The organism is Bradyrhizobium sp. i1.15.2 (assembly GCF_040548425.1).
Lineage (GTDB): Bacteria > Pseudomonadota > Alphaproteobacteria > Rhizobiales > Xanthobacteraceae > Bradyrhizobium > Bradyrhizobium canariense.
This window is the reverse complement of the sequence record NZ_JBEPRQ010000004.1, coordinates 262906-285570: the sequence shown is the minus strand read 5'-3', so window position 1 is coordinate 285570 and position 22665 is coordinate 262906. Positions and strand designations below refer to the sequence as shown.

Sequence of the window (22665 nt, the reverse complement as noted above, 5' to 3'; positions counted from 1 at the left end):
GCAAATGCTTTGGCTGAAGCGGCGAAGCGATCCAGAACCTGCCCAGCCCCCTGGATTGCTTCGCTGCCTCGCGACGACGCGTTGAACAGAGTGGCTGTCGTTTTTTGCAACCGGATCATCTTTGGAGAGTGCGATGAAGCGCTTCAATCTTTCGGCCTGGGCCGTCAGCCATCCGACGCTGATCCTGTTCCTGATGCTCATCCTCGGCGTCGCCGGGTTCTTCTCCTATCAGAAGCTCGGTCGCGCCGAGGATCCGTTCTTCACGGTGAAGGTGGTCAACGTCTCCGTGCTGTGGCCGGGCGCGACCGCGCAGGAGATGCAGGCGCAGGTCGCCGATCCCATCGAGAAGAAAATCCAGGAGCTGCCTTACTTCGAGAAGGTGCAGACCTATTCCAAGCCCGGCTTCACTGCGCTCCAGGTGACCTTCCGCGACTCCACGCCGCCGAAGGACGTTCCGTATCTCTTCTATCTGCTGCGCAAGAAGCTGGCCGACGTGCAGGGCCAGTTGCCCGCAGGGATTCTCGGACCCGTGGTCAACGACGAGTTCTCCGACGTCGATTCCATCCTCTACATGATGACCGGCGACGGCGCCGACTACGCCCAGCTCAAGAAGGTCTCGGAGGGTTTCCGTCAGCGCCTCCTGAAGGTGCCGGGCGTGACCAAGGTCGACGTCTACGGCAACCAGGATGAGCGCATCTTCGTCGAATTCAGCCATGCCAAGCTCGCCACCCTCGGCATCACGCCGCAGGCGCTGTTCGATTCGCTCGCCAAGCAGAACAACGTGACGCCGGCCGGCACGGTTGAGACCTCGTCGCAGCGCGTGCCGCTGCGCGTCACCGGTGCGCTCGACGGCGCCAAGGCCGTCGCGGAGACTCCGGTCGAGAGCAACGGCCGCGTGTTCCGCCTCGGCGACATCGCCACCGTCACCCATGGCTATGTCGACCCTCCGAGCTTCATCGTGCGCCAGGAAGGCAAGGCCGCGATCGGCATCGGCGTCGTCACCGCCAAGGGCGCCAACATCCTCGATCTCGGCAAGGAGGTCGAGAAGGCGACGGCTGAATTCATGAAGGCGGTGCCGCAGGGCGTCGACATCAAGCTGATCGCCGACCAGCCCAAGGTGGTCGAGCACGCCGTCAGCGAATTCGTGCACTCCTTCATGGAAGCCCTCGTCATCGTGCTGTTCGTGTCGTTCCTGGCGCTCGGCTGGCGTACCGGCATCGTGGTCGCGCTGTCGGTGCCCCTGGTGCTCGGCATCGTCTTCGTCGTCATGAACACGATGTCGCTCGATCTGCACCGCATCACGCTGGGTGCGCTGATCATCGCGCTCGGCCTGCTGGTGGATGACGCCATCATCGCCGTCGAGATGATGGTGGTGAAGATGGAGCAGGGCTGGGACCGCATGCGTGCGGCGTCCTTTGCCTGGGAATCCACTGCGTTTCCGATGCTCACGGGAACGCTGGTCACGGCCGCTGGCTTCCTCCCCATCGGCTTTGCCAATTCCGCGGTCGGCGAATATGCCGGCAGCATCTTCTGGATCGTGGCGATCGCGCTGGTCGCGTCCTGGTTCGTGGCGGTGATCTTCACGCCCTATATCGGCGTCATGCTGCTGCCCAACATAAAGGTGCACCACAATCACGATCCGCACGCGGTCTACGAGACCCGCATGTATCGCGGCCTGCGCGCCATCGTGCAGTGGTGCGTCAACCACCGCATCACGGTGGTGGCCGCGACCGTCGGCGTCTTCATCGCCTCAATCGTCGGCTTCGGCCACGTCCAGCAGCAGTTCTTCCCGCTGTCCGAGCGCCCCGAGCTGTTCCTCCAGCTCCGCCTGCCCGAGGGCACCGCCTTCAACGTCACGGAAAAGGCGGTGAAGAAGGCCGAGACCATGCTCAAGGACGACAAGGATATCGAGACCTACACGGCCTATGTCGGGCAGGGCTCGCCGCGCTTCTGGCTCGGCCTCAATCCGCAGCTTCCGAACGAGGCTTTTGCCGAAATCGTCATCGTCGCAAAGGGCGTCGAGGCGCGCGAGCGCATCAAGGCCAAGCTTGAAAACGCCGTTGCCGACGGCGCGCTCAACGAGGCCCGCGTGCGCGTCGACCGCTTCAATTTCGGTCCCCCCGTTGGTTTCCCCGTGCAGTTTCGCGTCATCGGACCCGATGCCAACAAGGTGCGCGAGATCGCCTACCAGGTCCGCGACGTCATGCGGCAGAACAAGAGTGTCAAGGACGTCCAGCTCGACTGGAACGAGCAGTCGCCTTACCTCAAGCTCGTCGTCGACCAGGATCGCGCCCGCGCCATGGGCCTGACCCCGCAAGACGTGTCGCAGGCGCTGTCGATGCTGATCTCGGGCTCACAGGTGACGACCGTGCGCGACGGCATCGAAAAGGTCGGCGTGGTCGCGCGCGCCGTCTCGTCTGAACGGCTCGACCTCGGCGCAGTCGGCGATCTCACCATCACCTCGCGTAACGGCGTGGCCGTGCCGCTGCAGCAGATCGCCAAGATCGAGTATGCCCACGAGGAGCCGATCATGTGGCGGCGTAACCGCGACATGGCGATCACCGTGCGCTCCGACGTCGTCGACGGCGTGCAGGCGCCCGACGTCACCGGCCAGATCGCGCCGAAGCTGAAGGCAATCAAGGACAACCTCGAGCCGGCCTACCGCATCGAGGCGGGCGGCGCGTTCGAGGAATCCGCCAAGGGCAACGCCTCGATCTTCATTCTCTTCCCGCTGATGGTCATGGTGATGCTGACGCTGCTGATGTTCCAGCTGCAGAGCTTCTCGCGCCTGATCCTGGTGTTCCTGACCGCACCGCTCGGCATTGTCGGCGCCTCCTTCGGGCTCAACCTCGCCAACGCCCCGTTCGGCTTCGTGGCGCTGCTCGGCCTGATCGCGCTTGCCGGCATGATCATGCGCAACGCGGTCATCCTCGTGGATCAGATCGAGACCGACGTTTCGCATGGCCTGACCCGCCGTGAGGCGATCGTGGAGGCGACTGTCCGCCGGGCCCGTCCGGTGGTGCTGACGGCGCTTGCCGCCATCCTCGCCATGATCCCGCTGTCGCGCTCGGCGTTCTGGGGGCCGATGGCGATCACCATCATGGGCGGCTTGTTCGTTGCGACCTTCCTCACGCTGCTGTACCTGCCGGGCCTCTACGCCCTCTGGTTCCGCAAGAGCCTGGACGAGGCGGGCACCCCCGAGCAACCTGCCGCGCCGCAGCATGGGAGCGATGACCAGAACGCAATTCCGCTTGCTGAGGCGGCTGAATAAGTGAAGATGAACTGCTGATTGACGAGTCCTGACAGATGACACTGGTTTCGGAACATATCGAAGGCGACACCCGGGATCGTATTCTCGAGGTGGCCGAGCGGCTGTTCCGCCAGATCGGCTATCTCAAGACCACGGTCGGGGACATCGCCAAGGAGCTCAAGATGAGCCCCGCCAACGTCTATCGCTTCTTCGAATCGAAGAAGGCGATTCATCAGGCGGTGGCCCGCTCGCTGATGGGCGAGGTCGAGCTGGAAGCGCAGCGGATCGTGGCGAGGCCCGGTCCGGTAACGCCGCGCTTCCGCGAGCTGCTCACCACCATCAATCGCATGAACACCGAACGCTATGTCGGCGACAATAAGCTGCACGAGATGGTCGAGATCGCGATGCAGGAGGACTGGGATGTCTGCGTCAACCACATGGAGTGTATTGCCGGGGTCATCGGCCAGATGATCGCGCAAGGCGTGGCGTCCGGCGAGTTCGAGGCGCCGGACCTGCAACTGGCCGCGCTCTGCGCCTGCACCGCGATGATGCGGTTTTTCCACCCCCAGATGATCGCCCAGTGCGCGACCAAGCCGGGCCCGACCATCGACCAGATGATCGATTTCGTCATCGCGGGATTGTCCCCGCGCCACTGACGCGGCGACGGATTTCCTCCTATAAGCAGGCCGACGTAGCCCGGATGGAGCAAAGCGCAATCCGGGATGGTTCAGCGTTGTGCTGCGGCCCCGGATTACGCTTCGCTCCATCCGGGCTACAAGGACCAGGAAAACAGCGCGTGACCGACAAAGACCTGCACTTCTACGAGCCCGCCAAGGGCCACGGCCTCAAGCACGATCCCTTCAACGCCATCGTCGCGCCGCGACCGATCGGCTGGATTTCGTCGCGCGACACCAAGGGCCACGTCAATCTCGCGCCCTACAGCTTCTTCAACGCGTTCTGCTATGTCCCTCCGATCATCGGCTTCTCCTCCACCAATTGGAAGGACACGGTCGCGAACATCCAGCAGACCGGGGAGTTCGTCTGGAATCTGGCCACCATGGACCTGGCCAGGCACATGAACGCGACTGCGGCGCACGTCGGCCCTGAGGTCGACGAGTTCGAGGTTGCCGGCCTCACTGCCGTGCCCGGCAGACTCGTCAACGTGCCGCGCGTCGGCGAGAGTCCCGTCGCCTTCGAGTGCAAGGTGTCCGACATCGTCCGGCTCAAGGGCGCCAACGGCAAGGAAGCCAATGCCTGGCTGACGCTCGGCGAGGTCGTTGCCGTCCACATCGACAAGGCCATGATCAAGGACGGCGTCTACCAGACCGCCGCCGCCCGCCCGATCGTCCGGGCCGGCCGCAGCGGGGATTATTTCGAGATCAAGCCGGAAAACATGTTCGAGATGGTGCGGCCGGATTAGGCGCCTCTCTCTCCATCCCGTCATTCCGGAGCGCGCCGTTAGGCGCGAACCTGGAATCCATTCATCGACCAGCGCTGCCGCACCATGGATTCCGGGCTCGCGCTTCGCGCGCCCGGGAATGACATCCCTCCCGGAACTGCCACCACGCCTCGGCCGTTATGGCCCTTGGGCGGCTGCCCGGCCGCGTCAATTCGCGTCTTTTCGCAGGTGAAGTGTTCACCTCCGCCGGCCACTTTCCGCTAAAATGCCCGATCACCGCGCCGATGCATGAGGTCCGCCATGAGCTTCCGCCGCGACACCCTGACCAAGCCGATCTTCTCCTGGGCGCGCGGCGTGCTGCCGGCGATGTCGGACACCGAGCGCGAGGCGCTGGAGGCCGGCGACGTCTGGTGGGACGCCGATCTCTTCACCGGCAACCCTGATTGGTCGAAGCTGCTGAAGATTCCGCAGGCAACGCTGACCGAAGAGGAGCAGGCCTTCCTCAACGGCCCGGTCGACGAGCTCTGCGCCTTGCTCGACGAGTGGAAGATCTTTTGGGAATGGCGCGACCTGCCGCCCGACGTGTGGCACTTCATCAAGCGCGAGAAATTCTTCGGCATGATCATTCCGAAGGAGTTCGGCGGCCTCGGCTTCTCGCCTTATGCGCATTCGGAAGTGGTGCGCAAGATCTCGACCCGCTCGATTGCCGCCGCGGTGACGGTGATGGTGCCGAACTCGCTCGGCCCCGGCGAACTCCTGATGCACTTCGGCACCAAGGAGCAGCAGCAGCGCTGGCTGCCGCGTCTTGCCGACGGCCGCGACATTCCCTGCTTCGGCCTCACCAGCCCGGAGGCCGGCTCCGACGCCGCCTCGATGGTCGACACCGGCATCATCTGCAAGGGCACCTTCGAGGGCCAGGAGGTGCTGGGCCTGAAGCTCAACTGGCACAAGCGCTACATCACGCTCGGTCCCGTCGCGACGCTGCTTGGCCTCGCCTTCAAGGCCTATGACCCCGATCATCTCGTCGGTGATCAGGAAGAGCTCGGCATCAGCGTGGCGCTGATCCCGACCAACCTTCCCGGCGTGGAAATCGGCAAACGCCATCTGCCGTCGATGCAGGTGTTCCAGAACGGCCCGAATTGGGGCCGCGACGTTTTCATTCCGCTCGATTACGTCATCGGGGGCCAGGCGCGGCTGGGGCAGGGCTGGAAGATGCTGATGACGGCGCTCGCCGCCGGCCGCGGCATCTCGTTGCCGTCGCTCTCCGCCGCCGGCGCCGCCTATGCCGCGCGCACCACCGGCGCCTATGCCCGCATCCGCGAGCAGTTCGGCATTTCCATCTCCAAGTTCGAGGGCGTCGAGGAGCCGCTCGCGCGCATCGTCGCGACCGCCTATCAGCTCGACGCGGCGCGACGGCTGACCTGCGCGGCGTTGAATGCCGGCATCCATCCTGCCGTCATCTCGGGCATCATGAAGCTGCACGCGACCGAGCGGATGCGCACCGCGGTCGACGACGCCATGGACATCCATGGCGGCAAGGCCGTGATCGACGGCCCGCAAAACTATCTCGGCAATCTCCACCGTGCCGTTCCTGTCGGCATCACCGTCGAGGGCGCCAATATCCTCACCCGCAATCTCATCGTGTTCGGGCAGGGCGCCATCCGCGCCCATCCCTATTTGCTCGACGAGATGAATGCGCTTGCCGATGCCGATCGCGAGCGCGGGCTCACCGCCTTCGACAAGGTGTTCTGGAAGCATGTCGGCCACAGCTTCGAGACACTCTTGCGCGCGTTCGGCCGGAGCTGGAGCTTTGGTGTCTTCGCGCTTGCACCCGATGCGGGTGACGCCAGGCCCTTCTATCGTCAGCTCTCGCGCTACTCCGCGGCGTTTGCCCTCTGCGCCGATATGGCGCTGCTGACGCTCGGCGGAGCGCTCAAGCGCAAGGAGATGCTGTCGGCGCGCTTCGGGGACATCCTGTCCGAGCTGTATCTGCTCTCGGCCGCGCTCAAACGCTGGCAGGACGAGGGCCGGCAGAAGGAAGATTTTGCCGCGCTCGAATGGTGCATGGCGACGGGCTTTCGGACCATCGAGAACCGGCTTGCTGAGATTCTCGCCAATCTGCCGAACCGCTTCGTCGCAGGCATCCTCAAGCTCGTGGTCCAGCCCTTCGGCGCTCGCGTGCTGGGTCCCTCCGACCGGGTCGTGCATCAATGCGCGAGCCTCGTGCTGGAGCCGTCGGCAGCGCGCGACCGCCTCACGCCCGACCTCGCTTATGTCGATGACGATGGCGGCTTCGCCCGGCTGGAGCGCGCGTTCAAGCTGGTCGCGGCCACGGACGCCATCGCCAGGCGCATGCGCGCGGCTCACATGAGCGACTGGAAGGATGCGGTGGCCAAGGGTGTGATCACGCAGGCAGAGGGCGAGCAGCTGGCCGCGGCCCGCGAAGCGGTGACAAAGGTGATAGAGGTCGACGATTTTGCGCCGGAGGCGCTGTCCCCGATTTACAAGAAAACCGGCGACGTGCATCAGTTCTTCCAAGAACTCGGTGAACAGAGGGCGGCGAGCTGATGGCACGACCGGTTTTCATCGTCGACGGCAGCCGCACGCCGTTTCTGAAGGCGCGCTCGGGGCCGGGGCCGTTCACGCCGGTCGATCTCGCGGTGCAATGCGGCCGGCCGCTGCTGGCGCGCCAGCCGTTTTCGCCTGATACCTTCGATCAGCTCATCCTCGGCTGCGTCAACGTGATCGCTGACGAAATGAACCCGGCCCGCGTCGCAGCACTCCGGCTCGGCATGGGCGAGGACATGGTCGCCTTCACCGTGCAGATCAATTGCGGCTCCGGCATGCAGTCGATCGACACCGCCTATCGCTACATCCGCGAGGGCCATGCCGACATGATCCTCGCCGGCGGCACCGAGGCCTTGAGCCACGCGCCGCTGGTGTGGCCGAATTCCGGCGTGCGCTGGTTTGCCGGGCTCGCCACCGCCAAGGGCGTCGCCGCGAAGCTTGCCGCGGCCTTCAAGCTGCGGCCGCGCTATCTCAAGCCGATCATCGGCCTGGAGCGCGGGCTGACCGATCCCATTACCGACCTGAACATGGGCCAGACCGCCGAAGTCGTCGGCCATCTCTTCGACATCACCCGCGCGCAGTCCGATGCCTATGCCGCCGAGAGCCATCGCCGGCTCGCGCATGCGCAGGCGGAAGGTTTTCTCAAGGGCGAAGTCGAAACCGCGTTCTCCCGCGACGGAAAATTCTTCGACCATGATGATGGCGTGCGTCCGGACTCGACAGCCGAGACGCTCGCGAAACTGAGGCCGGTGTTCGAGCGTCCCTGGGGCCAGGTCACTGCCGGCAATTCCTCGCAGATCACCGACGGCGCGTCCTGGGTGATCCTGGCGTCCGACGACGCGGTCGCCAAGTACAAGCTGACGCCGAAGGCGGTCATCGTCGACAGCAACTGGGCCGCACTTGATCCTGCTATCATGGGTCTTGGTCCTGTGATGTCGGTGACGCCGCTACTGAAGCGCAACGATCTCACCATCCAGGACATCCAGACCTGGGAGCTCAACGAGGCCTTCGCCATCCAAGTGCTCGGCTGTCTCGCCGCCTGGAATGACGACAAATTCTGCCGCGAGATTTTGGGGCTGGACGGCGCCGCCGGCGAGATCGACCGCGAAAAACTCAATGTCGACGGCGGCGCTATCTCGCTTGGGCATCCCGTCGGCACCTCCGGCAATCGCATCGTGCTGCATCTCGTCAACACGATGAAGCGGCTCGGCACGCGGCGTGGCGTTGCCACCGAATGCATCGGCGGCGGGCTCGGCGGTGCCATGCTGATCGAGGCGGTGTGACCATGGATTCCAGGATCATGACTGCGCTCGGCGATCGCATGCTCTCGCTCGGGCCCCAGCCGGCGTCAGACAGTCCCTACAAGAACTTCAAGCTGACGCGCGATGCCGACGGCGTCGCCTGGCTGCTGTTCGACCGTGCCGATGCCAGCGCCAATACGCTGTCCGCCGACGTGATGGAGGAGTTCGACGCCGTGCTCGCGGCGATCGAGACTGAGCGTCCGGCGGGCCTCGTGATGCGCTCCGCAAAGCCGTCCGGCTTCATTGCCGGCGCCGACGTCAACGAATTCCGCGGCGCCAGCGATCCCGCAATGGTGGAGACGCGGATCCGCGCTGCCCATGCGGTGGTCGACCATCTGGAAGCGCTGAAGCTGCCGACCGTCGCGGTGATCCACGGCTTCTGCCTCGGCGGCGGGCTCGAGGTAGCGCTCGCCTGCCAATCGCGTATCGCGATCGACGGCGCGCGCTTTGGCTTCCCGGAGGTGATGCTGGGCTTGCATCCCGGTCTCGGCGGCACCGCGCGTTTCACCGCGCTGGTCAATCCGACCCAGTCGATGGCCCTGATGCTGACCGGCCGCACCATCGATGCCCGCCGCGCCAGATCGCTCGGGCTCGTCGACACGGTGACGCAAGAGCGCCACGTTCGCAATGCGGTCAGGGACGCACTGTTCGGCCGGCTCAAGCGGGCGCGGCCGGGTTTTCTGACGCGTGCGGCGAATTTCGGCCCGGTGCGCGGGCTGCTGGCCCGGCGCATGCGCTCGGAGGCGGCGAAGGCCGCGTCCCGCGAGCATTATCCTGCGCCCTATGCCTTGATCGATCTCTGGGAGACCCATGGCGGCAGCAAGGCCGCGATGCTCAGGGCAGAGCAGGCTTCGTTCGCCAAGCTGATGGTGACGCCCACCGCGCAGAACTTGATCCGCGTGTTCTTCCTGCGCGAGCAGATGAAGAAAGCGGCTGGGAGCGGCAATACGATCAAGCATGTCCACGTCATCGGCGCTGGTGCCATGGGCGGCGACATCGCGGCCTGGTGCGCGGGGCAGGGGCTGCGCGTCTCGCTCGCCGACATGAAGGCGGAGCCGATAGCGGGCGCCGTCAAGCGCGCCGCTGATCTTTTTGGCAAGATCATTCGGAAACCTACCGATGTCCGCGACGCGCTCGATCGCCTGATCCCCGACATGGACGGGGAGGGCGTCCGCAACGCCGATCTCATCATCGAGGCTGTCCCGGAGAAGCTCGAACTCAAGCAGAAGGTCTATGCCGGCCTCGAGCCGCGAATGAAGCAGGGCGCGATTCTCGCGACCAACACCTCGAGCATTCCGCTCCGGGATTTGCGCACCATGCTGGCGCGGCCGGAGCGGCTGGTGGGCCTTCACTTCTTCAATCCGGTGTCGCGGTTGCAACTGGTCGAAGTCGTCAGCCATGACGGTAACGATACGCAGGTGCTGAAGGAGGCACTCGCTTTCGTCGGCGCGATCGATCGGCTGCCGTTGTCGGTGAAGAGCTCGCCGGGGTTCCTCGTCAACCGCGCGCTGACGCCCTACATGCTGGAAGCGATGGTGATGCTGGACGAGAAGATCGACCAGCGCCTGATCGACGCCGCCGCGGAGCAGTTCGGCATGCCGATGGGACCGATCGAACTGGCCGACCAGGTCGGGCTCGACATTTGTCTCGACGTCGGCGACATGCTGCGTAGCAAGTTCGGCGATCTGCTGCCGCCGACGCCGGCCTGGCTGCGGGAGAAGGTCGCCAAGGGCGAACTCGGCCGCAAGACCGGCAAGGGTTTTTACGTCTGGCGCGACGGCAAGGCCGAGAAGGCGCCGTTGCCCGAGACCGGTCCGCGCGTCACCGACCAGATGATCGACCGCCTGGTGCTGCCGATGTCCAATGTCTGCGTTGCGGCGCTTCGCGAGGGTATCGTCGATGACGCCGACATGGTCGACGGCGCCATGATCTTCGGCACCGGTTATGCACCGTTCCGTGGCGGTCCGCTGAATTATGCGCGCACGCGTGGCGTCGATCATGTCGTATCCACCTTGCGCGCGCTGGCCGGGAGATTCGGCGAGCGCTTTGCGCCGGATCCGGGCTGGGATAATTTCAAGTGAGCAATCTTCAAGTGAGCAATCTTCAAGTGAGAGCGGCATGAACGAGCAAGCCAATGCCGGGCCGGGCGGCGATCTCTGCATCCGCACGCTGGCGATGCCGGCCGACACCAACGCAAACGGCGACATCTTCGGCGGCTGGTTGCTCAGCCAGATGGACGTCGGCGGCGGCGTGTTTGCGTCAAAGGTCGCGAAGTCGCGCACGGTGACCGTCGCCATCGAGGCGATGAATTTCCGCAAGGCGGTCTATGTCGGCGATCTCGTTTCGGTCTATGCCAATCTCGTCCGCGTGGGCCGCACCTCGATGACCGTGCATCTCGAAGCCTGGGCGCTACGGCGCAGGGAGCTCCAGCCGATCCTGGTGACCGACGGCAATTTCACTTACGTCTCGATCGACGAGGACGGCCGTCCGCAAACGATCCAGAGAAACGATCCACCAATCGCGACGTAATCGCGCGCGACTTTGCGTCCCATCTCAAGTGCGGCACCGCCAAACGCGGCGCGACTGAGTCACGGCGCCGCGGCTTTGCCAAGAACCAGTCATAAAACGGATGAGGTCCCGGCGTACTCGATCCCGTGTCGATCCGGGGTGGAAACGGCGTCAAAATGCCCAGGAACCTTTGGGCAGAACTGCCGTTATTTGCCCGCACTGAGGAATCCACGGACCATGCCGGACAGCTACATCATCGAAGTCGATTCGCAGACCGCAGGTATCGTCGTTCGTTCCCAGGGAGGCTACTGCTTTTTCGCCTCATCCAACCGCTTTAACCGTCTCGAAGGCCAGCTCTTCCGCAACGCCCGCGAAGCCGAGCGCGCCGCGCGCAAGCTGGTTAACGGTGACGTGAAGGAAGCGGCTTAGTCCTCCCGCTGGTCATTCCGGGCCGGGCGTGGCGCGAGAGGTGGGAATCTTTTGCCGCGAACTCTGCCTTCCCTTCTCCCCCTGTGAGAAGGTGGCGCGAAGCGCCGGATGAGGGATCGTCTCCGCGAATTCCAATGCGAGAGATCAATCTGCGGAGAGAAACCCCTCACCCGACTTCGCTTCGCGAAGCCACCCTCTCCCGCAAGGGGAGAGGGGAAGCATCACAACTTCGTCGCCGCCCGCGAGAGCAGCTTCCAGTCGTCGCCCTGCTTCTGCCAGTTCATCAGGATGTGAAGGTTGGTCGGCACTTTTTTCCCATCGGCCGCCATCTCCTGTTCCGCCACCCAGTGGAAACGCACGATCGCGGCGGGGCCGACGACCTTGATGGTCGGGTCCTTGTACTCGATCGACAGGAATTTGGATTTGCCGTCGGTGGCGTTGGCGACGAAGGTCGCCTTGTCCTCGACCTTGCCGCTGGAATGGCTGTAGCTCACCTCATCGGCGCAGAGCGCGCCGAGCGCCTTGGGATCGGCCGCGATCTGGGCGAGACGGAAGGCCTCGACCTTCTTCGCCACGGCTTCCTCGTCCGCCGAGGCCGCCAGCACCGGTGCCGTAAGCGCTGAAACTGCAAGAGTGGAGACGGCAAGAGCTGGGACTGCAAGAGTCGAGAGAGCCAGATCGCGTCGGTTGATCGTCATCGTTTCCTCCTTTTTGATCTTGCATGGAGTGTTGCAGCCGCGCGCGACTTTGTCGAGTGTCGCGTGGTGGTCATGCACGTGCGTCATTGCGCGATTGGCGCTGTATTGATACGGCTTTCGTATTGATGCGTCATATATCGGGAAAGTACGGACATGATCGAGGCTATCGGCAGGGCGTTGCTGTTCGACATCGACGGTACGCTCGCCAACACCGATCCGCTGCACCTGAAGGCCTTCAACCAGGTGCTCGGCCCTCGCGGCCATGTCTTCGATCACGCGCGCTTCTCCAGGGAGCTGCAAGGCTTCGCGAATATAGCGATCGGCGAGCGCTTTCTGCCCGACGAGGCGCCGGAACGGCGTGCCTTGATCCTCGATGAGAAGGAGGAAGTCTTCCGCGAACTCGTCGCCGGACAGATCGAGCCGCTGCCGGGCCTGATGGCGCTGCTCGACAGGGCGGATGCGGCCGGTATTCCCATGGTTGCCGTGACCAACGCCCCGCGACTCAATGCGGAGCTGCTGCTGTCCGGCCTCGGCATCACGCACCGTTTCAAGGCGCTCGTGATCGGCGCCGAGCTGTTGCACGGAAAGCCGCATCCGCTGCCTTATCAGGAAGGGTTGCGCTTTACCGGCGCCAGCGCGATGGCCTCGATCGCGTTCGAGGACTCCCGCACCGGCGTGCAATCGGCCGCGGCGGCCGGCATTCCGACCATCGGCATCCGGACCAGCCTCAGCCATACTGATCTCGTCGCCGCCGGGGCCATCGCTTCCGCCAGCGCCTTCGACGACCCGGACCTGCTCGCGCGCCTCGCCGCTGCGATGGCGTGGTGAAGACCTCGTCCGTTAACCGTGATCGGCGCGCGCATTGACCGAACGCGCGAACCGCCGCACCATGCAGCTTCCTGACTTGAGGCCATCGCCGTGACCGGACTGACCCATCGCCAAGCCGAAATCCTCAACATCGCGCGCGCCTCGGGCCGCGTCATGGTCGAGGAGCTGGCGCGCCGGTTCGAGGTCTCGGCGCAGACCATCCGCAAGGATCTCAACGATCTCTGCGAGCGCCGCTCGCTGACCCGCATCCATGGCGGCGCCATCATCGCCTCCGGCGTGGAAAACCTCGCTTATGAGGCGCGGCGCTTCGTCGCCGCCGACGAGAAGAAGGCGATTGGAGCCGCGGCCGCCTCGCTGATCCCGAACGGCTGCTCGCTCTTCATCAACATCGGCACCACGACCGAGGAGGTGGCGAGCGCGCTGACCTCGCACGAGGACCTCCTCGTCATCACCAACAATCTGAACGTCGCCATGCTGCTCTACCGCCATCCTCGCATTGAGGTGGTGGTCGCCGGCGGCACGGTACGACGCGCCGACGGTGCGGTGGTCGGCTCGACCGCGACGCAGCTGATCGGCCAGTTCAAGGTCGACTACGCCATCATCGGCGCGTCCGCGATCGACGAGGAGGGCGCGCTGCTTGACTTCGACTATCGCGAGGTGCAGGTGGCGCAGGCCATCATCGCCAATGCCCGCAGCGTCATGCTGGTCGCCGATTCAACCAAACTCCGCCGCAGCGCGCCGGTGCGCATCGCCCATATCAGCCAGATCCAGACCTTCGTCACCGACCAGGAATTGCCTGAGCGCCTCGCCACCATCTGCCACGGCAAGGGCATCGAGGTGATGGCGGCGATGCCGAAGGGGGCGGAGGTCGATGAGGCCCAGGCCGATGTGCAGGATGCAGCACCTGAATCGGCGCCGGTGGTGCGGCTGAGGTAGGACTATGGGTCGTCCCACGGGTTCAGCAGCGGCACGCCGAATACCGCGAAATCCTTCACTTTGCGTGTGACGAGCATGAGGTTGTTCGCGAGCGCGGTCGCGGCAAAGAAGCCGTCCATGACAGACAATGCGACGCCGCTTCTGCGGCTCTGAGCCATGAGGTCACCCCAGCGTTCCGCCACCGCGTGGTCGATCGGCAGGGTGCGCCCGGCAAAACGCTCCGGCAGATCGTGGGCAAGCCAGGCGGCCAATGCTGCGCGCCGACGGCCGTCCTCCAGCAATGCGATGCCGCGGCGAAGCTCGGCGATCGATGCCACGCTGATGAACGCACGATCCTCGTCGATCGTATCAAGCCATGACAAGACTTTCGGCGAAGGGGCCGGCCTCTGGACCTCCGACAACACGTTGGTGTCGAGCAGTAGATTCACGGCGTCTCGTCGTGCACGCGTTCAAGCTCGAGGTCGGCGCTGCGCAGCGGCGAAGCCAGCAGGAATTCGGCCAAGGTTCCTTTGCGCGCCGTCTTGCGCGCCCATTCCTCGGCGGAAACGATCACCGCATTGGGCTTGCCGTGTCGGGTGATGATTTGCGGGCCGGCTTGGGCACGGTCGATCACCTCGGAGAGCCGGGCCTTGGCGTTGGCAAGCGTCCACGAGTCAGTCGCCGGTGAGTCTGGTGCAGTGCTGTGTTCTGTCATGCAGATAAAGACCAATATGACTATCGTAACTAATAATGGTCGTCGACGACTATTCAAGAGCAATAATGCTGCGCGAATCCCGTCCCGAACTGCCCATTTCCACACCCATATGCCCACTCGAAAGTTCCGCTTTCACTTCCTTTCTCCCCTCTTTCATCTTGCTTTCGTTTTCTGGTGTGATCTAATCAAAAGCGAAAGTAACCGCTCGATTGAACGGGCGGTCGCCGGGGGATGCGTCTGTTGGAGCGGATTTTCGACCTCGCCATTATTGGAGGCGGTGTTAACGGCTGCGGCATCGCGCGCGACGCGGTGGGCCGCGGCAACACGGTTTTCCTGTGCGAAATGAACGATCTGGCGAGCGGGACCTCGTCCTGGTCGACCAAGCTGGTGCATGGCGGCCTGCGCTATCTCGAATACTACGAGTTTCGGCTGGTCCGCGAGGCGCTGATCGAGCGCGAGATTCTCTGGGGGATCGCGCCTCACATCATTCGCCCCCTGCGTTTCGTTTTGCCGCACCATGCGGGCTTAAGGCCAGCCTGGCTGCTGCGCCTCGGCCTCTTCCTCTATGACCACATCGGCGGCCGTCATCTGCTGCCGGCGACGCGCTCGGTCGACCTTGGGCGCGACGAGGTCGGCCGCCCGCTGATCCCGAACCGCTACCGCCGCGCGTTCGAATATTCCGACTGCTTCGTCGACGACGCCCGTCTCGTCGTACTCAACGCCCGCGATGCCGCCGACAAGGGCGCCGAGATCCGTACCCGGACCCGCGCAACCGATATTAAACAGACCGACGGCATCTGGACCGTCAGCATGATCGACACGCTGACCGGCGCGCGCTCGTCGATCCGGGCCCGTGCGCTGGTCAATGCCGGCGGGCCCTGGGTCGAGGATGTGCTCGGCCGCGGCGCCGGCGTCAACGCGAAAGCCAAGGTGCGCCTGGTGCAGGGCTCGCACATCGTCGTAAAGAAACTCTACGACCATGACCGTGCCTACATGTTCCAGAATGCCGACGGCCGCATCATCTTCGTCATTCCCTATCAGGACGATTTCACGCTGATCGGCACCACCGACCGCGACTATGACGGCGATCCCGCCAAGGTGAAGGCGACGGCCGAGGAGATCCAGTATCTCTGCACGGCGGCAAGCGAATATCTGGCCAAGCCTGTCACGCCCGATGACGTGGTCTGGACCTATTCCGGCGTGCGTCCGCTCTATGATGACGGCGCCAGCGAAGCCAAGGCCGCGACGCGCGACTATGTGTTCGAGCTCGACACGCCCGGCGGCGTGCCGCTGCTGTCGATCTATGGCGGCAAGATCACGACCTACCGCCGCCTCGCCGAGGAGGCGCTGGAGCGGCTCGCGCCCTATCTTCGCAGTGCGAAAGCGCGCGAAGGCTGGACCGGCAAATGGCCGCTGCCCGGCGGCGACATGGGCGTGTCCGATGTCGACGGCCTGATCGCCGAGCTTCAGCGCGGCTATCCTTTCCTCAGCCACGAGCATGCGCGGCGCCTCGCACGCGCCTATGGCACGAGGGCGATCAAGCTGCTTGGGGATGCGAAATCGGCGGCCGATCTCGGCCAGGCCTTCGGTGCGACGCTGACCGAGCGCGAAGTCCGCTACCTCATGGCCAACGAATGGGCCGTCACCGCCGAAGATATCGTCTGGCGCCGTTCCAAGCTCGGCCTGCGACTAAGTGCCGACGAGATCGCGGCGCTTGATGACTGGATCAGGACCCACGCCGTGCAGCAAAGTCCCCTGCTGGAAGCGGGAGGACGCTCATGACAGTGGCACTCGATCACGTAACCCGGACTGTCGACGGTATCGAGCACATTCGCGACGTCTCGCTGACGCTCGAGAGCGGCACGCTCAACGTGCTGCTCGGGCCGACGCTGTCGGGCAAGACCTCGATCATGCGGCTGCTCGCTGGCCTGGACAAGCCGACATCGGGCAAGCTGCTGGTCAACGGCAAGGACGTCACCGGCGTCGACGTGCGCCAGCGCTCGGTCGCCATGGTCTATCAGCAGTTCATCAACTACCCCTCGCTGTCGGTCTACGAGAACATCGCTTCGCCCTTGCGCGTGCAGGGCAAGCCGCGCGCCGAGATCGAGGCGCGGGTCGCGGAAGCCGCCCGGCTGCTCAGGCTCGAGCCGTTCCTGAAGCGCACGCCGCTCCAGCTTTCCGGCGGCCAGCAGCAGCGAACTGCGATGGCGCGCGCGCTGGTGAAGGGCGCCGACCTCGTGCTGCTCGACGAGCCGCTCGCCAATCTCGACTACAAGCTGCGCGAGGAGCTGCGCACCGAGCTGCCGCGCATCTTCGAGGCGTCCGGTGCGATCTTCGTTTATGCCACCACGGAGCCGACCGAGGCGCTGCTGCTCGGCGGCAACACGGTGTGCATGTGGGAGGGGAAGGCGCTCCAGATCGGCGAGACGCCAAACGTCTACCGGCGGCCGCAGACCTTGCGCGTCGCGCAGGTGTTCTCCGATCCGCCGCTCAATCTCGTCGGCATCGAGAAAAAGAACGGCTCGGTGCAATATGCGGGCGGCATTGCCGCGCCGGCGTCCGGTCTCTATTCCTCGCTCGCGGACGGCGCCTATCGCGTCGGATTTCGTGCCCATCAGCTCGCGCTTGCCAATGGCGAGACCGACCGCCACGCCTTCCATGCCACGGTAACGGTGACCGAGATCACCGGTTCGGAGAGTTTCGTGCATCTGACCCGCGACGGATCGAACTGGGTGGCGGTGTTGCACGGCGTGCACGAGTTCGAGCCCGGGCAGACCATCGATGCCGTGCTTGATCCCAACGACGTTTTCGTGTTCGACGCTGGCGACCGCCTGGTCGCAGCGCCCGGTCCCATAGCGTTTTCAAGCGAAGTGCCGAGCGGTTCGCGTGAAGAAAACGCGTCAAAGAAACAAGCTTGAGGGGGATGCGACATGGCCCGCATTGACCTCGTCGATCTCGCGCACTCCTACGGTGGCAATGATGCGCCGCAGGACAGCTTTGCTCTCAAGCCTGTCACGATGACCTGGCGACAGGGCGGCGCCTACGCGCTGCTCGGGCCGTCCGGCTGCGGCAAGACCACGCTGCTCAACGTCATCTCGGGCATCATCACCCCGTCGCGCGGGAAAATCCTGTTCGACGGCGAGGACATCACACCGCTGTCAACCCAGAAGCGCAACATCGCCCAGGTGTTCCAGTTTCCGGTGATCTACGACACAATGACGGTGGGGCAGAATTTGGCGTTCCCTCTGAAGAACCGCGGTGTACCGAAGGCCGAGATCGACAAGCGCGTCGCCGAGATCGGCCGCCTGCTCGACCTCGATCCCTATCTGAACCGCAAGGCGACGCGGCTCACGGCTGACGCCAAGCAGAAGATCTCGCTCGGTCGCGGCCTGGTCCGCTCGGACGTCGCCGCGGTGCTGTTCGACGAGCCGCTCACCGTGATCGACCCCGAGCTGAAATGGCAGCTCCGCTCCAAGCTGAAGGCGCTGCATCGCGAGCTCGACCTGACGATGATCTACGTCACCCACGACCAGACCGAAGCGCTGACCTTCGCCGACACCGTGGTGGTCATGCATGACGGCCGCGTGGTGCAGAGCGGCACGCCGGCCGAGTTGTTCGACAAGCCGGCGCACACCTTCGTCGGCTATTTCATTGGCTCGCCCGGCATGAACATTTTGCCGGCCGAGGTAAGGGGCCGCGAGGCCAGGATCGGCGGTCACGTCATCGCGCTCAATCGCAGCTACGACAGCCTTCCGCCAAGCGCGAAGATCGAGATCGGCGTCCGTCCGGAATTCGTCGAGGCCGTCGCGCCTGCGCCTGGCCTGCTCAGTGCAAAGATCGAACGCGTCGACGACCTCGGGCGCATCCGTTTCGCGCGTGCGCGGCTCGGTGATGCAAAGCTCGCGGCCCGCGCGCCGGCCGGCTTCACCAGCCCGGATGGCACGGCCGGCCTGAAATTCGACCCGTCGCACGTCCACGTCTATGCCGACAGCCTTCTGGTGGAGGGAGCCGCCTGATGGACAAGACCGTCAACCAAAAAGCCTGGTTCCTGGTGCTGCCGGTGTTCCTGGTCGTCGCCTTCTCGGCGGTGCTGCCGTTGATGACGGTGGTGAACTATTCGATGCAGGACACCTTCGGCAACAACCAGTTCTTCTGGAACGGTGTCGGCTGGTTCAAGGAATTGCTCGATCCCTCGACCGATCTCGGCGGCCGCTTCCTGGCTTCGCTCGGGCGCAATCTGTTCTTCTCGCTGGTGATCCTCGCGATCGAGGTGCCGCTCGGCATCGTCGTCGCGCTGTCGATGCCGCGACAGGGGTGGACGGTTGCGGCCTGCCTCGTCATCCTGGCGCTGCCGCTGCTGATCCCGTGGAACGTGGTCGGCACGATCTGGCAGATCTTCGGCCGCCCCGACATCGGCCTGCTCGGTTATGTCCTCAATGCCATCGGCATCGATTATAATTACGTGTCCAACGATATCGACGCCTGGGTCACCGTCATCGTGATGGATGTCTGGCACTGGACCAGCCTGGTCGCGCTGCTGTGCTACGCCGGCCTGAAGTCGATCCCCGAAGCCTATTATCAGGCGGCGCAGATCGATGGCGCCTCCCGCTGGGCGGTGTTCAAGGCGATCCAGCTGCCGAAGATGAATCGTGTGCTGCTGATCGCGGTGCTGCTGCGCTTCATGGACAGTTTCATGATCTACACCGAACCGTTCGTGGTGACGGGTGGTGGGCCCGGCAACTCGACGACCTTCGTGTCGATCGAGCTGGTCAAGATCGCGCTCGGCCAGTTCGATCTCGGCAAGGCCGCCGCGCTGTCGCTGGTCTACAACCTCATCATCCTGATCGTCTGCTGGATCTTCTACACCGTCATGACCAATGCCGCCGCCGAGCGGAAGCCGCAGGAAGGAGCCGCGTGATGCATTCGATCCCCGGCCGTCGCCTCATCATGGCGCTGTTTTTGATCTTCCTGCTGTTGCCGATCTACTGGCTCGTCAACATGAGCTTCAAGACCAACGCCGAGATCGTCTCGACGATGACGCTGTGGCCACACGCGCCGACGCTCCAGCACTACAAGCGCATCTTCACCGACGAGAGCTGGTATTCCGGCTATATCAACTCGCTGGAATATGTCGTCCTCAACACCATCATCTCGATCTCGGTGGCGCTGCCGGCAGCCTACGCGTTTTCGCGCTACCGCTTCCTCGGCGACAAGCATCTGTTCTTCTGGCTGCTGTCGAACCGCATGGCGCCGGCCGCGGTCTATGCGCTGCCGTTCTTCAATCTCTATTCGGCGATCGGCCTGTTCGATACGCCCTGGGCGGTCGCGCTGGCGCACTGCATCTTCAACGTCCCGCTGGCGGTGTGGATCCTGGAAGGCTTCGTCTCCGGCGTGCCGCGCGAGATCGACGAGACCGCCTTCCTCGACGGCTATTCCTTCCCGCGCTTCTTCATCAAGATTCTGGTCCCGCTGATTGCGAGCGGCATCGGCGTCGCCGCCTTCTTCTGCTTCATGTTCTCCTGGGTCGAGCTGCTGCTGGCGCGCACGCTGACCTCGGTGCAGGCCAAGCCGATCGCGGCGATCATGACGCGCACGGTGTCGGCCGCGGGCATGGACTGGGGCCTGCTGGCTGCGGCCGGCGTGCTGACGATCATCCCGGGCGCGCTCGTGATCTGGTTCGTTCGGAACTACATCGCGAGCGGTTTCGCGCTCGGTCGGGTTTAGGGAGGCATCAATGGAAGCTATTGCATGGATGGCCTGGACGCCGCCGACGGCGATCTTCTTTGTGGCGCTCGCCTGTACGCTGGCCGTGATGACCTGGCTCGGGGTGGCCTATCCCGAAGCCGAACGCGTCGGCGTGCTGCGCATCCCGACCACGCGGGGCGACCGTCTGTTCATCTCCCTCATCACGGCAGCGGTCATCCACTTGCTGTGGATCGCCTTCGCCGGCACCGACGCCCTCGCCACGCTGCCGATCGGCGAGGACGGAGTTGAAATTTCGCGCCTTTGGATCGCATCAGGAATTTCGCTGGCCACGGCCGTACTCATTTTCCGCACGGTCTAGCCCGCGAAGGAACGGCCAGATCCGGGACCAACCCGGGCCTGTAAAAAGTTTGTCGCTGCAACGGAGGAATAACATGCGGCAGTTTAGGAGAAGGGAACGTCCATTGACCAAGAATAGCTTTCTGACGATGTCCAGCGTCGCCGCCATGGTCGCGGTGTCGTTGGCCGTCTCGGCGCCGGTGCGCGCCGCCGACGACGCCGCGATCCAGAAGTGGATCGCGGAATTCCAGCCCTCGACGCTGTCGAAAGACGAGCAGAAGAAGGAGCTGGAGTGGTTCGCCAAGGCCGCCGAGCCCTTCAAGGGCATGGAGATCAACGTCGTCTCCGAGACCATCACGACCCACGAATACGAGTCGCAGACGCTGGCCAAGGCGTTCTCCGAGCTCACCGGCATCAAGCTCAAGCACGACATCATCCAGGAAGGTGACGTGGTCGAGAAGCTGCAGACCCAGATGCAGTCCGGCAAGAACGTGTACGACGGCTGGATCAACGATTCCGACCTGATCGGCACCCACTTCCGCTACGGCCAGACCATCGCGCTGTCGGACTACATGACCGGCGAGGGCAAGGACGTCACCGATCCCATGCTCGACGTCAACGACTTCATCGGCAAGTCGTTCGGCACGGCGCCGGACGGCAAGCTCTATCAGCTGCCCGACCAGCAGTTCGCGAACCTCTACTGGTTCCGCTACGACTGGTTCACCAACCCCGACTACAAGGCCAAGTTCAAGGCCAAGTACGGCTACGAGCTCGGCGTGCCGGTGAACTGGTCGGCCTATGAAGACATCGCCGAGTTCTTCACCAACGACATAAAGGAGATCAACGGCGTCAAGGTCTACGGCCATATGGACTATGGCAAGAAGGACCCGTCGCTCGGATGGCGTTTCACCGACGCCTGGCTGTCGATGGCCGGTAACGGCGACAAGGGCATCCCGAACGGTCTGCCCGTCGACGAATGGGGCATCCGCATGGAAGGCTGCCGTCCGGTCGGCTCCTCGGTGGAGCGTGGTGGCGACACCAACGGTCCGGCCGCGGTCTACTCGATCACCAAGTACCTCGAGTGGATGAAGAAGTATGCTCCGCCGCAGGCCCAGGGCATGACCTTCTCCGAATCCGGTCCGGTGCCGGCGCAGGGCAATATCGCCCAGCAGATGTTCTGGTACACCGCCTTCACCGCCGACATGGTGAAGCCGGGCATCGCCGTGATGAACGCGGACGGTACGCCGAAATGGCGTATGGCTCCGTCGCCGCACGGTTCGTACTGGAAGGAAGGCATGAAGCTCGGCTACCAGGACGCGGGCTCGGCGACGCTGCTGAAGTCGACTCCCGCTGACCGCCGCAAGGCGGCCTGGCTCTATCTTCAGTTCATCGTCTCCAAGACGGTCAGCTTGAAGAAGAGCCATGTCGGTCTCACGTTCATTCGTGAATCCGACATCTGGGACAAGTCGTTCACCGAGCGTGCGCCGAAGCTCGGCGGCCTGATCGAGTTCTACCGCTCGCCCGCGCGCGTGCAGTGGACCCCGACCGGCAACAACGTGCCCGACTATCCGAAGCTGGCGCAGCTGTGGTGGCAGAATATCGGCGATGCGTCGTCCGGTACGAAGACGCCGCAAGCCGCGATGGACTCCCTTGCCGCCGCCCAGGACTCCGTCATGGAGCGTCTGGAGAAGTCCGGCGTGCAGGGCGCCTGCGGTCCGAAGCTGCACAAGAAGGAGACGGCCGAGTACTGGTTCGCCAAGGCCCAGAAGGACGGCACGATCGCCCCGCAGCGCAAGCTCGCCAACGAGAAGCCGAAGGGCGAGACGGTCGACTACGACACCCTGATCAAGTCGTGGCCGGCACAGCCCCCGAAGCGCGCTTCGCTGCAGTAAGGCACTTCAACATAACGACGAAAGGCCGGGAGCAATCCCGGCCTTTTTCTTTTTATTGTCGTGGATTTTGCTTCCACAACGTCATTGCGAGCGAAGCGAAGCAATCCAGAGTCTTCCCAC

At 64.2% G+C, this 22665-nt stretch carries 20 protein-coding genes; 17 read left to right on the top strand and 3 right to left on the bottom strand.

Translation table 11 applies throughout. The annotated features are described in order from the left end of the window. Nucleotides 1-133 precede the first annotated feature (133 nt). The 8 genes from ABIB80_RS11185 (at nucleotide 134) to ABIB80_RS11150 (ending at nucleotide 11455) form a co-directional block, all read left to right on the top strand. Nucleotides 134-3271 carry an efflux RND transporter permease subunit gene (locus ABIB80_RS11185; protein ID WP_007595187.1) on the top strand — a complete coding sequence of 1046 codons (3138 nt, stop codon included), beginning with the start codon at nucleotides 134-136 and terminating at the stop codon, nucleotides 3269-3271. Nucleotides 3272-3306: 35 nt separating this feature from the next. After that, nucleotides 3307-3906, top strand: coding sequence for a TetR/AcrR family transcriptional regulator (locus tag ABIB80_RS11180; RefSeq protein WP_007595185.1), 600 nt, complete (start codon nucleotides 3307-3309; stop codon nucleotides 3904-3906). A 140-nt stretch (nucleotides 3907-4046) separates the two neighbouring features. Beyond that, entirely contained in the window at nucleotides 4047-4670 is a 624-nt protein-coding gene (locus tag ABIB80_RS11175; RefSeq protein WP_354127407.1) for a flavin reductase family protein, read from the top strand. 279 nt (nucleotides 4671-4949) lie between these two features. Beyond that, nucleotides 4950-7217, top strand: coding sequence for an acyl-CoA dehydrogenase (locus ABIB80_RS11170; protein WP_354127406.1), 2268 nt, complete (start codon nucleotides 4950-4952; stop codon nucleotides 7215-7217). Continuing rightward, complete coding sequence (locus tag ABIB80_RS11165) at nucleotides 7217-8500, top strand: acetyl-CoA C-acetyltransferase (protein ID WP_354127405.1); 1284 nt, start codon at nucleotides 7217-7219, stop codon at nucleotides 8498-8500. Before ABIB80_RS11170 ends, ABIB80_RS11165 begins: the two co-directional genes overlap by 1 nt. A gap of 2 nt (nucleotides 8501-8502) precedes the next feature. Continuing rightward, entirely contained in the window at nucleotides 8503-10599 is a 2097-nt protein-coding gene (locus tag ABIB80_RS11160) for a 3-hydroxyacyl-CoA dehydrogenase NAD-binding domain-containing protein (RefSeq protein ID WP_354127404.1), read from the top strand. Between the two features lie 37 nt (nucleotides 10600-10636). Continuing rightward, a complete protein-coding gene (locus ABIB80_RS11155) occupies nucleotides 10637-11047 on the top strand; it encodes an acyl-CoA thioesterase (protein ID WP_007595177.1) in 411 nt (136 codons plus the stop codon). Nucleotides 11048-11263: 216 nt separating this feature from the next. After that, nucleotides 11264-11455: a hypothetical protein gene (locus tag ABIB80_RS11150; RefSeq protein ID WP_007595173.1), complete on the top strand. Its 192-nt coding sequence runs from the start codon at nucleotides 11264-11266 to the stop codon at nucleotides 11453-11455. A gap of 221 nt (nucleotides 11456-11676) precedes the next feature. On the opposite strand, the gene ABIB80_RS11145 is transcribed toward ABIB80_RS11150, so the two are convergent. Then, nucleotides 11677-12153 carry a nuclear transport factor 2 family protein gene (locus ABIB80_RS11145; protein ID WP_354127403.1) on the bottom strand — a complete coding sequence of 159 codons (477 nt, stop codon included), beginning with the start codon at nucleotides 12151-12153 and terminating at the stop codon, nucleotides 11677-11679. Between the two features lie 153 nt (nucleotides 12154-12306). On the opposite strand from ABIB80_RS11145, the gene ABIB80_RS11140 reads away from it, so the two are divergent. Both ABIB80_RS11140 and ABIB80_RS11135 read left to right on the top strand, forming a co-directional pair. Continuing rightward, nucleotides 12307-12981, top strand: a complete 675-nt coding sequence (locus tag ABIB80_RS11140) for an HAD family hydrolase (protein ID WP_007595168.1) — start codon at nucleotides 12307-12309, stop codon at nucleotides 12979-12981. Between the two features lie 90 nt (nucleotides 12982-13071). Continuing rightward, nucleotides 13072-13917 carry a DeoR/GlpR family DNA-binding transcription regulator gene (locus ABIB80_RS11135; RefSeq protein WP_354127402.1) on the top strand — a complete coding sequence of 282 codons (846 nt, stop codon included), beginning with the start codon at nucleotides 13072-13074 and terminating at the stop codon, nucleotides 13915-13917. Nucleotides 13918-13919: 2 nt separating this feature from the next. On the opposite strand, the gene ABIB80_RS11130 is transcribed toward ABIB80_RS11135, so the two are convergent. Together ABIB80_RS11130 and ABIB80_RS11125 are read right to left on the bottom strand one after the other, a co-directional pair. Then, a complete protein-coding gene (locus ABIB80_RS11130; protein ID WP_219684472.1) occupies nucleotides 13920-14345 on the bottom strand; it encodes a type II toxin-antitoxin system VapC family toxin in 426 nt (141 codons plus the stop codon). Then, nucleotides 14342-14611 (bottom strand): type II toxin-antitoxin system Phd/YefM family antitoxin, encoded by a 270-nt coding sequence (locus ABIB80_RS11125; RefSeq protein WP_007595159.1) that lies wholly within the window; start codon nucleotides 14609-14611, stop codon nucleotides 14342-14344. Before ABIB80_RS11125 ends, ABIB80_RS11130 begins: the two co-directional genes overlap by 4 nt. A gap of 231 nt (nucleotides 14612-14842) precedes the next feature. On the opposite strand from ABIB80_RS11125, the gene glpD reads away from it, so the two are divergent. The 7 genes from glpD (at nucleotide 14843) to ABIB80_RS11090 (ending at nucleotide 22545) form a co-directional block, all read left to right on the top strand. Next, nucleotides 14843-16393, top strand: a complete 1551-nt coding sequence (gene glpD, locus ABIB80_RS11120) for a glycerol-3-phosphate dehydrogenase (RefSeq protein WP_354127401.1) — start codon at nucleotides 14843-14845, stop codon at nucleotides 16391-16393. Continuing rightward, nucleotides 16390-17529, top strand: coding sequence for an ABC transporter ATP-binding protein (locus tag ABIB80_RS11115; RefSeq protein ID WP_007595155.1), 1140 nt, complete (start codon nucleotides 16390-16392; stop codon nucleotides 17527-17529). The genes glpD and ABIB80_RS11115 overlap by 4 nt, the downstream gene beginning before the upstream one ends. Nucleotides 17530-17541: 12 nt before the next feature. Then, nucleotides 17542-18627: an ABC transporter ATP-binding protein gene (locus tag ABIB80_RS11110; RefSeq protein ID WP_007595153.1), complete on the top strand. Its 1086-nt coding sequence runs from the start codon at nucleotides 17542-17544 to the stop codon at nucleotides 18625-18627. Further along, entirely contained in the window at nucleotides 18627-19529 is a 903-nt protein-coding gene (locus ABIB80_RS11105; protein WP_354127400.1) for a carbohydrate ABC transporter permease, read from the top strand. The genes ABIB80_RS11110 and ABIB80_RS11105 overlap by 1 nt, the downstream gene beginning before the upstream one ends. Further along, nucleotides 19529-20335, top strand: coding sequence for a carbohydrate ABC transporter permease (locus ABIB80_RS11100; RefSeq protein WP_007606994.1), 807 nt, complete (start codon nucleotides 19529-19531; stop codon nucleotides 20333-20335). Before ABIB80_RS11105 ends, ABIB80_RS11100 begins: the two co-directional genes overlap by 1 nt. A gap of 10 nt (nucleotides 20336-20345) precedes the next feature. Further along, the gene (locus ABIB80_RS11095; RefSeq protein WP_007595147.1) at nucleotides 20346-20675 is read left to right on the top strand and encodes a DUF2160 domain-containing protein; all 330 of its coding nucleotides are present in this window, start codon (nucleotides 20346-20348) and stop codon (nucleotides 20673-20675) included. 127 nt (nucleotides 20676-20802) lie between these two features. Then, entirely contained in the window at nucleotides 20803-22545 is a 1743-nt protein-coding gene (locus ABIB80_RS11090) for an ABC transporter substrate-binding protein (protein WP_035993295.1), read from the top strand. The last annotated feature ends 120 nt before the right edge of the window (nucleotides 22546-22665 follow it).

Excerpts from the sequence above, each read along its gene's own strand:
- ABIB80_RS11185 (WP_007595187.1), top strand. The coding sequence starts at position 134 with ATGAAGCGCTTCAATCTTTCGGCCTGGGCCGTCAGCCATCCGACGCTG.
- ABIB80_RS11180 (WP_007595185.1), top strand. The coding sequence starts at position 3,307 with ATGACACTGGTTTCGGAACATATCGAAGGCGACACCCGGGATCGTATT.
- ABIB80_RS11170 (WP_354127406.1), top strand. The coding sequence starts at position 4,950 with ATGAGCTTCCGCCGCGACACCCTGACCAAGCCGATCTTCTCCTGGGCG.
- ABIB80_RS11165 (WP_354127405.1), top strand. The coding sequence starts at position 7,217 with ATGGCACGACCGGTTTTCATCGTCGACGGCAGCCGCACGCCGTTTCTG.
- ABIB80_RS11160 (WP_354127404.1), top strand. The coding sequence starts at position 8,503 with ATGGATTCCAGGATCATGACTGCGCTCGGCGATCGCATGCTCTCGCTC.
- ABIB80_RS11155 (WP_007595177.1), top strand. The coding sequence starts at position 10,637 with ATGAACGAGCAAGCCAATGCCGGGCCGGGCGGCGATCTCTGCATCCGC.
- ABIB80_RS11150 (WP_007595173.1), top strand. The coding sequence starts at position 11,264 with ATGCCGGACAGCTACATCATCGAAGTCGATTCGCAGACCGCAGGTATC.
- ABIB80_RS11145 (WP_354127403.1), bottom strand. The coding sequence starts at position 12,153 with ATGACGATCAACCGACGCGATCTGGCTCTCTCGACTCTTGCAGTCCCA.
- ABIB80_RS11140 (WP_007595168.1), top strand. The coding sequence starts at position 12,307 with ATGATCGAGGCTATCGGCAGGGCGTTGCTGTTCGACATCGACGGTACG.
- ABIB80_RS11125 (WP_007595159.1), bottom strand. The coding sequence starts at position 14,611 with ATGACAGAACACAGCACTGCACCAGACTCACCGGCGACTGACTCGTGG.
- glpD (WP_354127401.1), top strand. The coding sequence starts at position 14,843 with ATGCGTCTGTTGGAGCGGATTTTCGACCTCGCCATTATTGGAGGCGGT.
- ABIB80_RS11115 (WP_007595155.1), top strand. The coding sequence starts at position 16,390 with ATGACAGTGGCACTCGATCACGTAACCCGGACTGTCGACGGTATCGAG.
- ABIB80_RS11110 (WP_007595153.1), top strand. The coding sequence starts at position 17,542 with ATGGCCCGCATTGACCTCGTCGATCTCGCGCACTCCTACGGTGGCAAT.
- ABIB80_RS11105 (WP_354127400.1), top strand. The coding sequence starts at position 18,627 with ATGGACAAGACCGTCAACCAAAAAGCCTGGTTCCTGGTGCTGCCGGTG.
- ABIB80_RS11100 (WP_007606994.1), top strand. The coding sequence starts at position 19,529 with ATGCATTCGATCCCCGGCCGTCGCCTCATCATGGCGCTGTTTTTGATC.
- ABIB80_RS11095 (WP_007595147.1), top strand. The coding sequence starts at position 20,346 with ATGGAAGCTATTGCATGGATGGCCTGGACGCCGCCGACGGCGATCTTC.
- ABIB80_RS11090 (WP_035993295.1), top strand. The coding sequence starts at position 20,803 with ATGTCCAGCGTCGCCGCCATGGTCGCGGTGTCGTTGGCCGTCTCGGCG.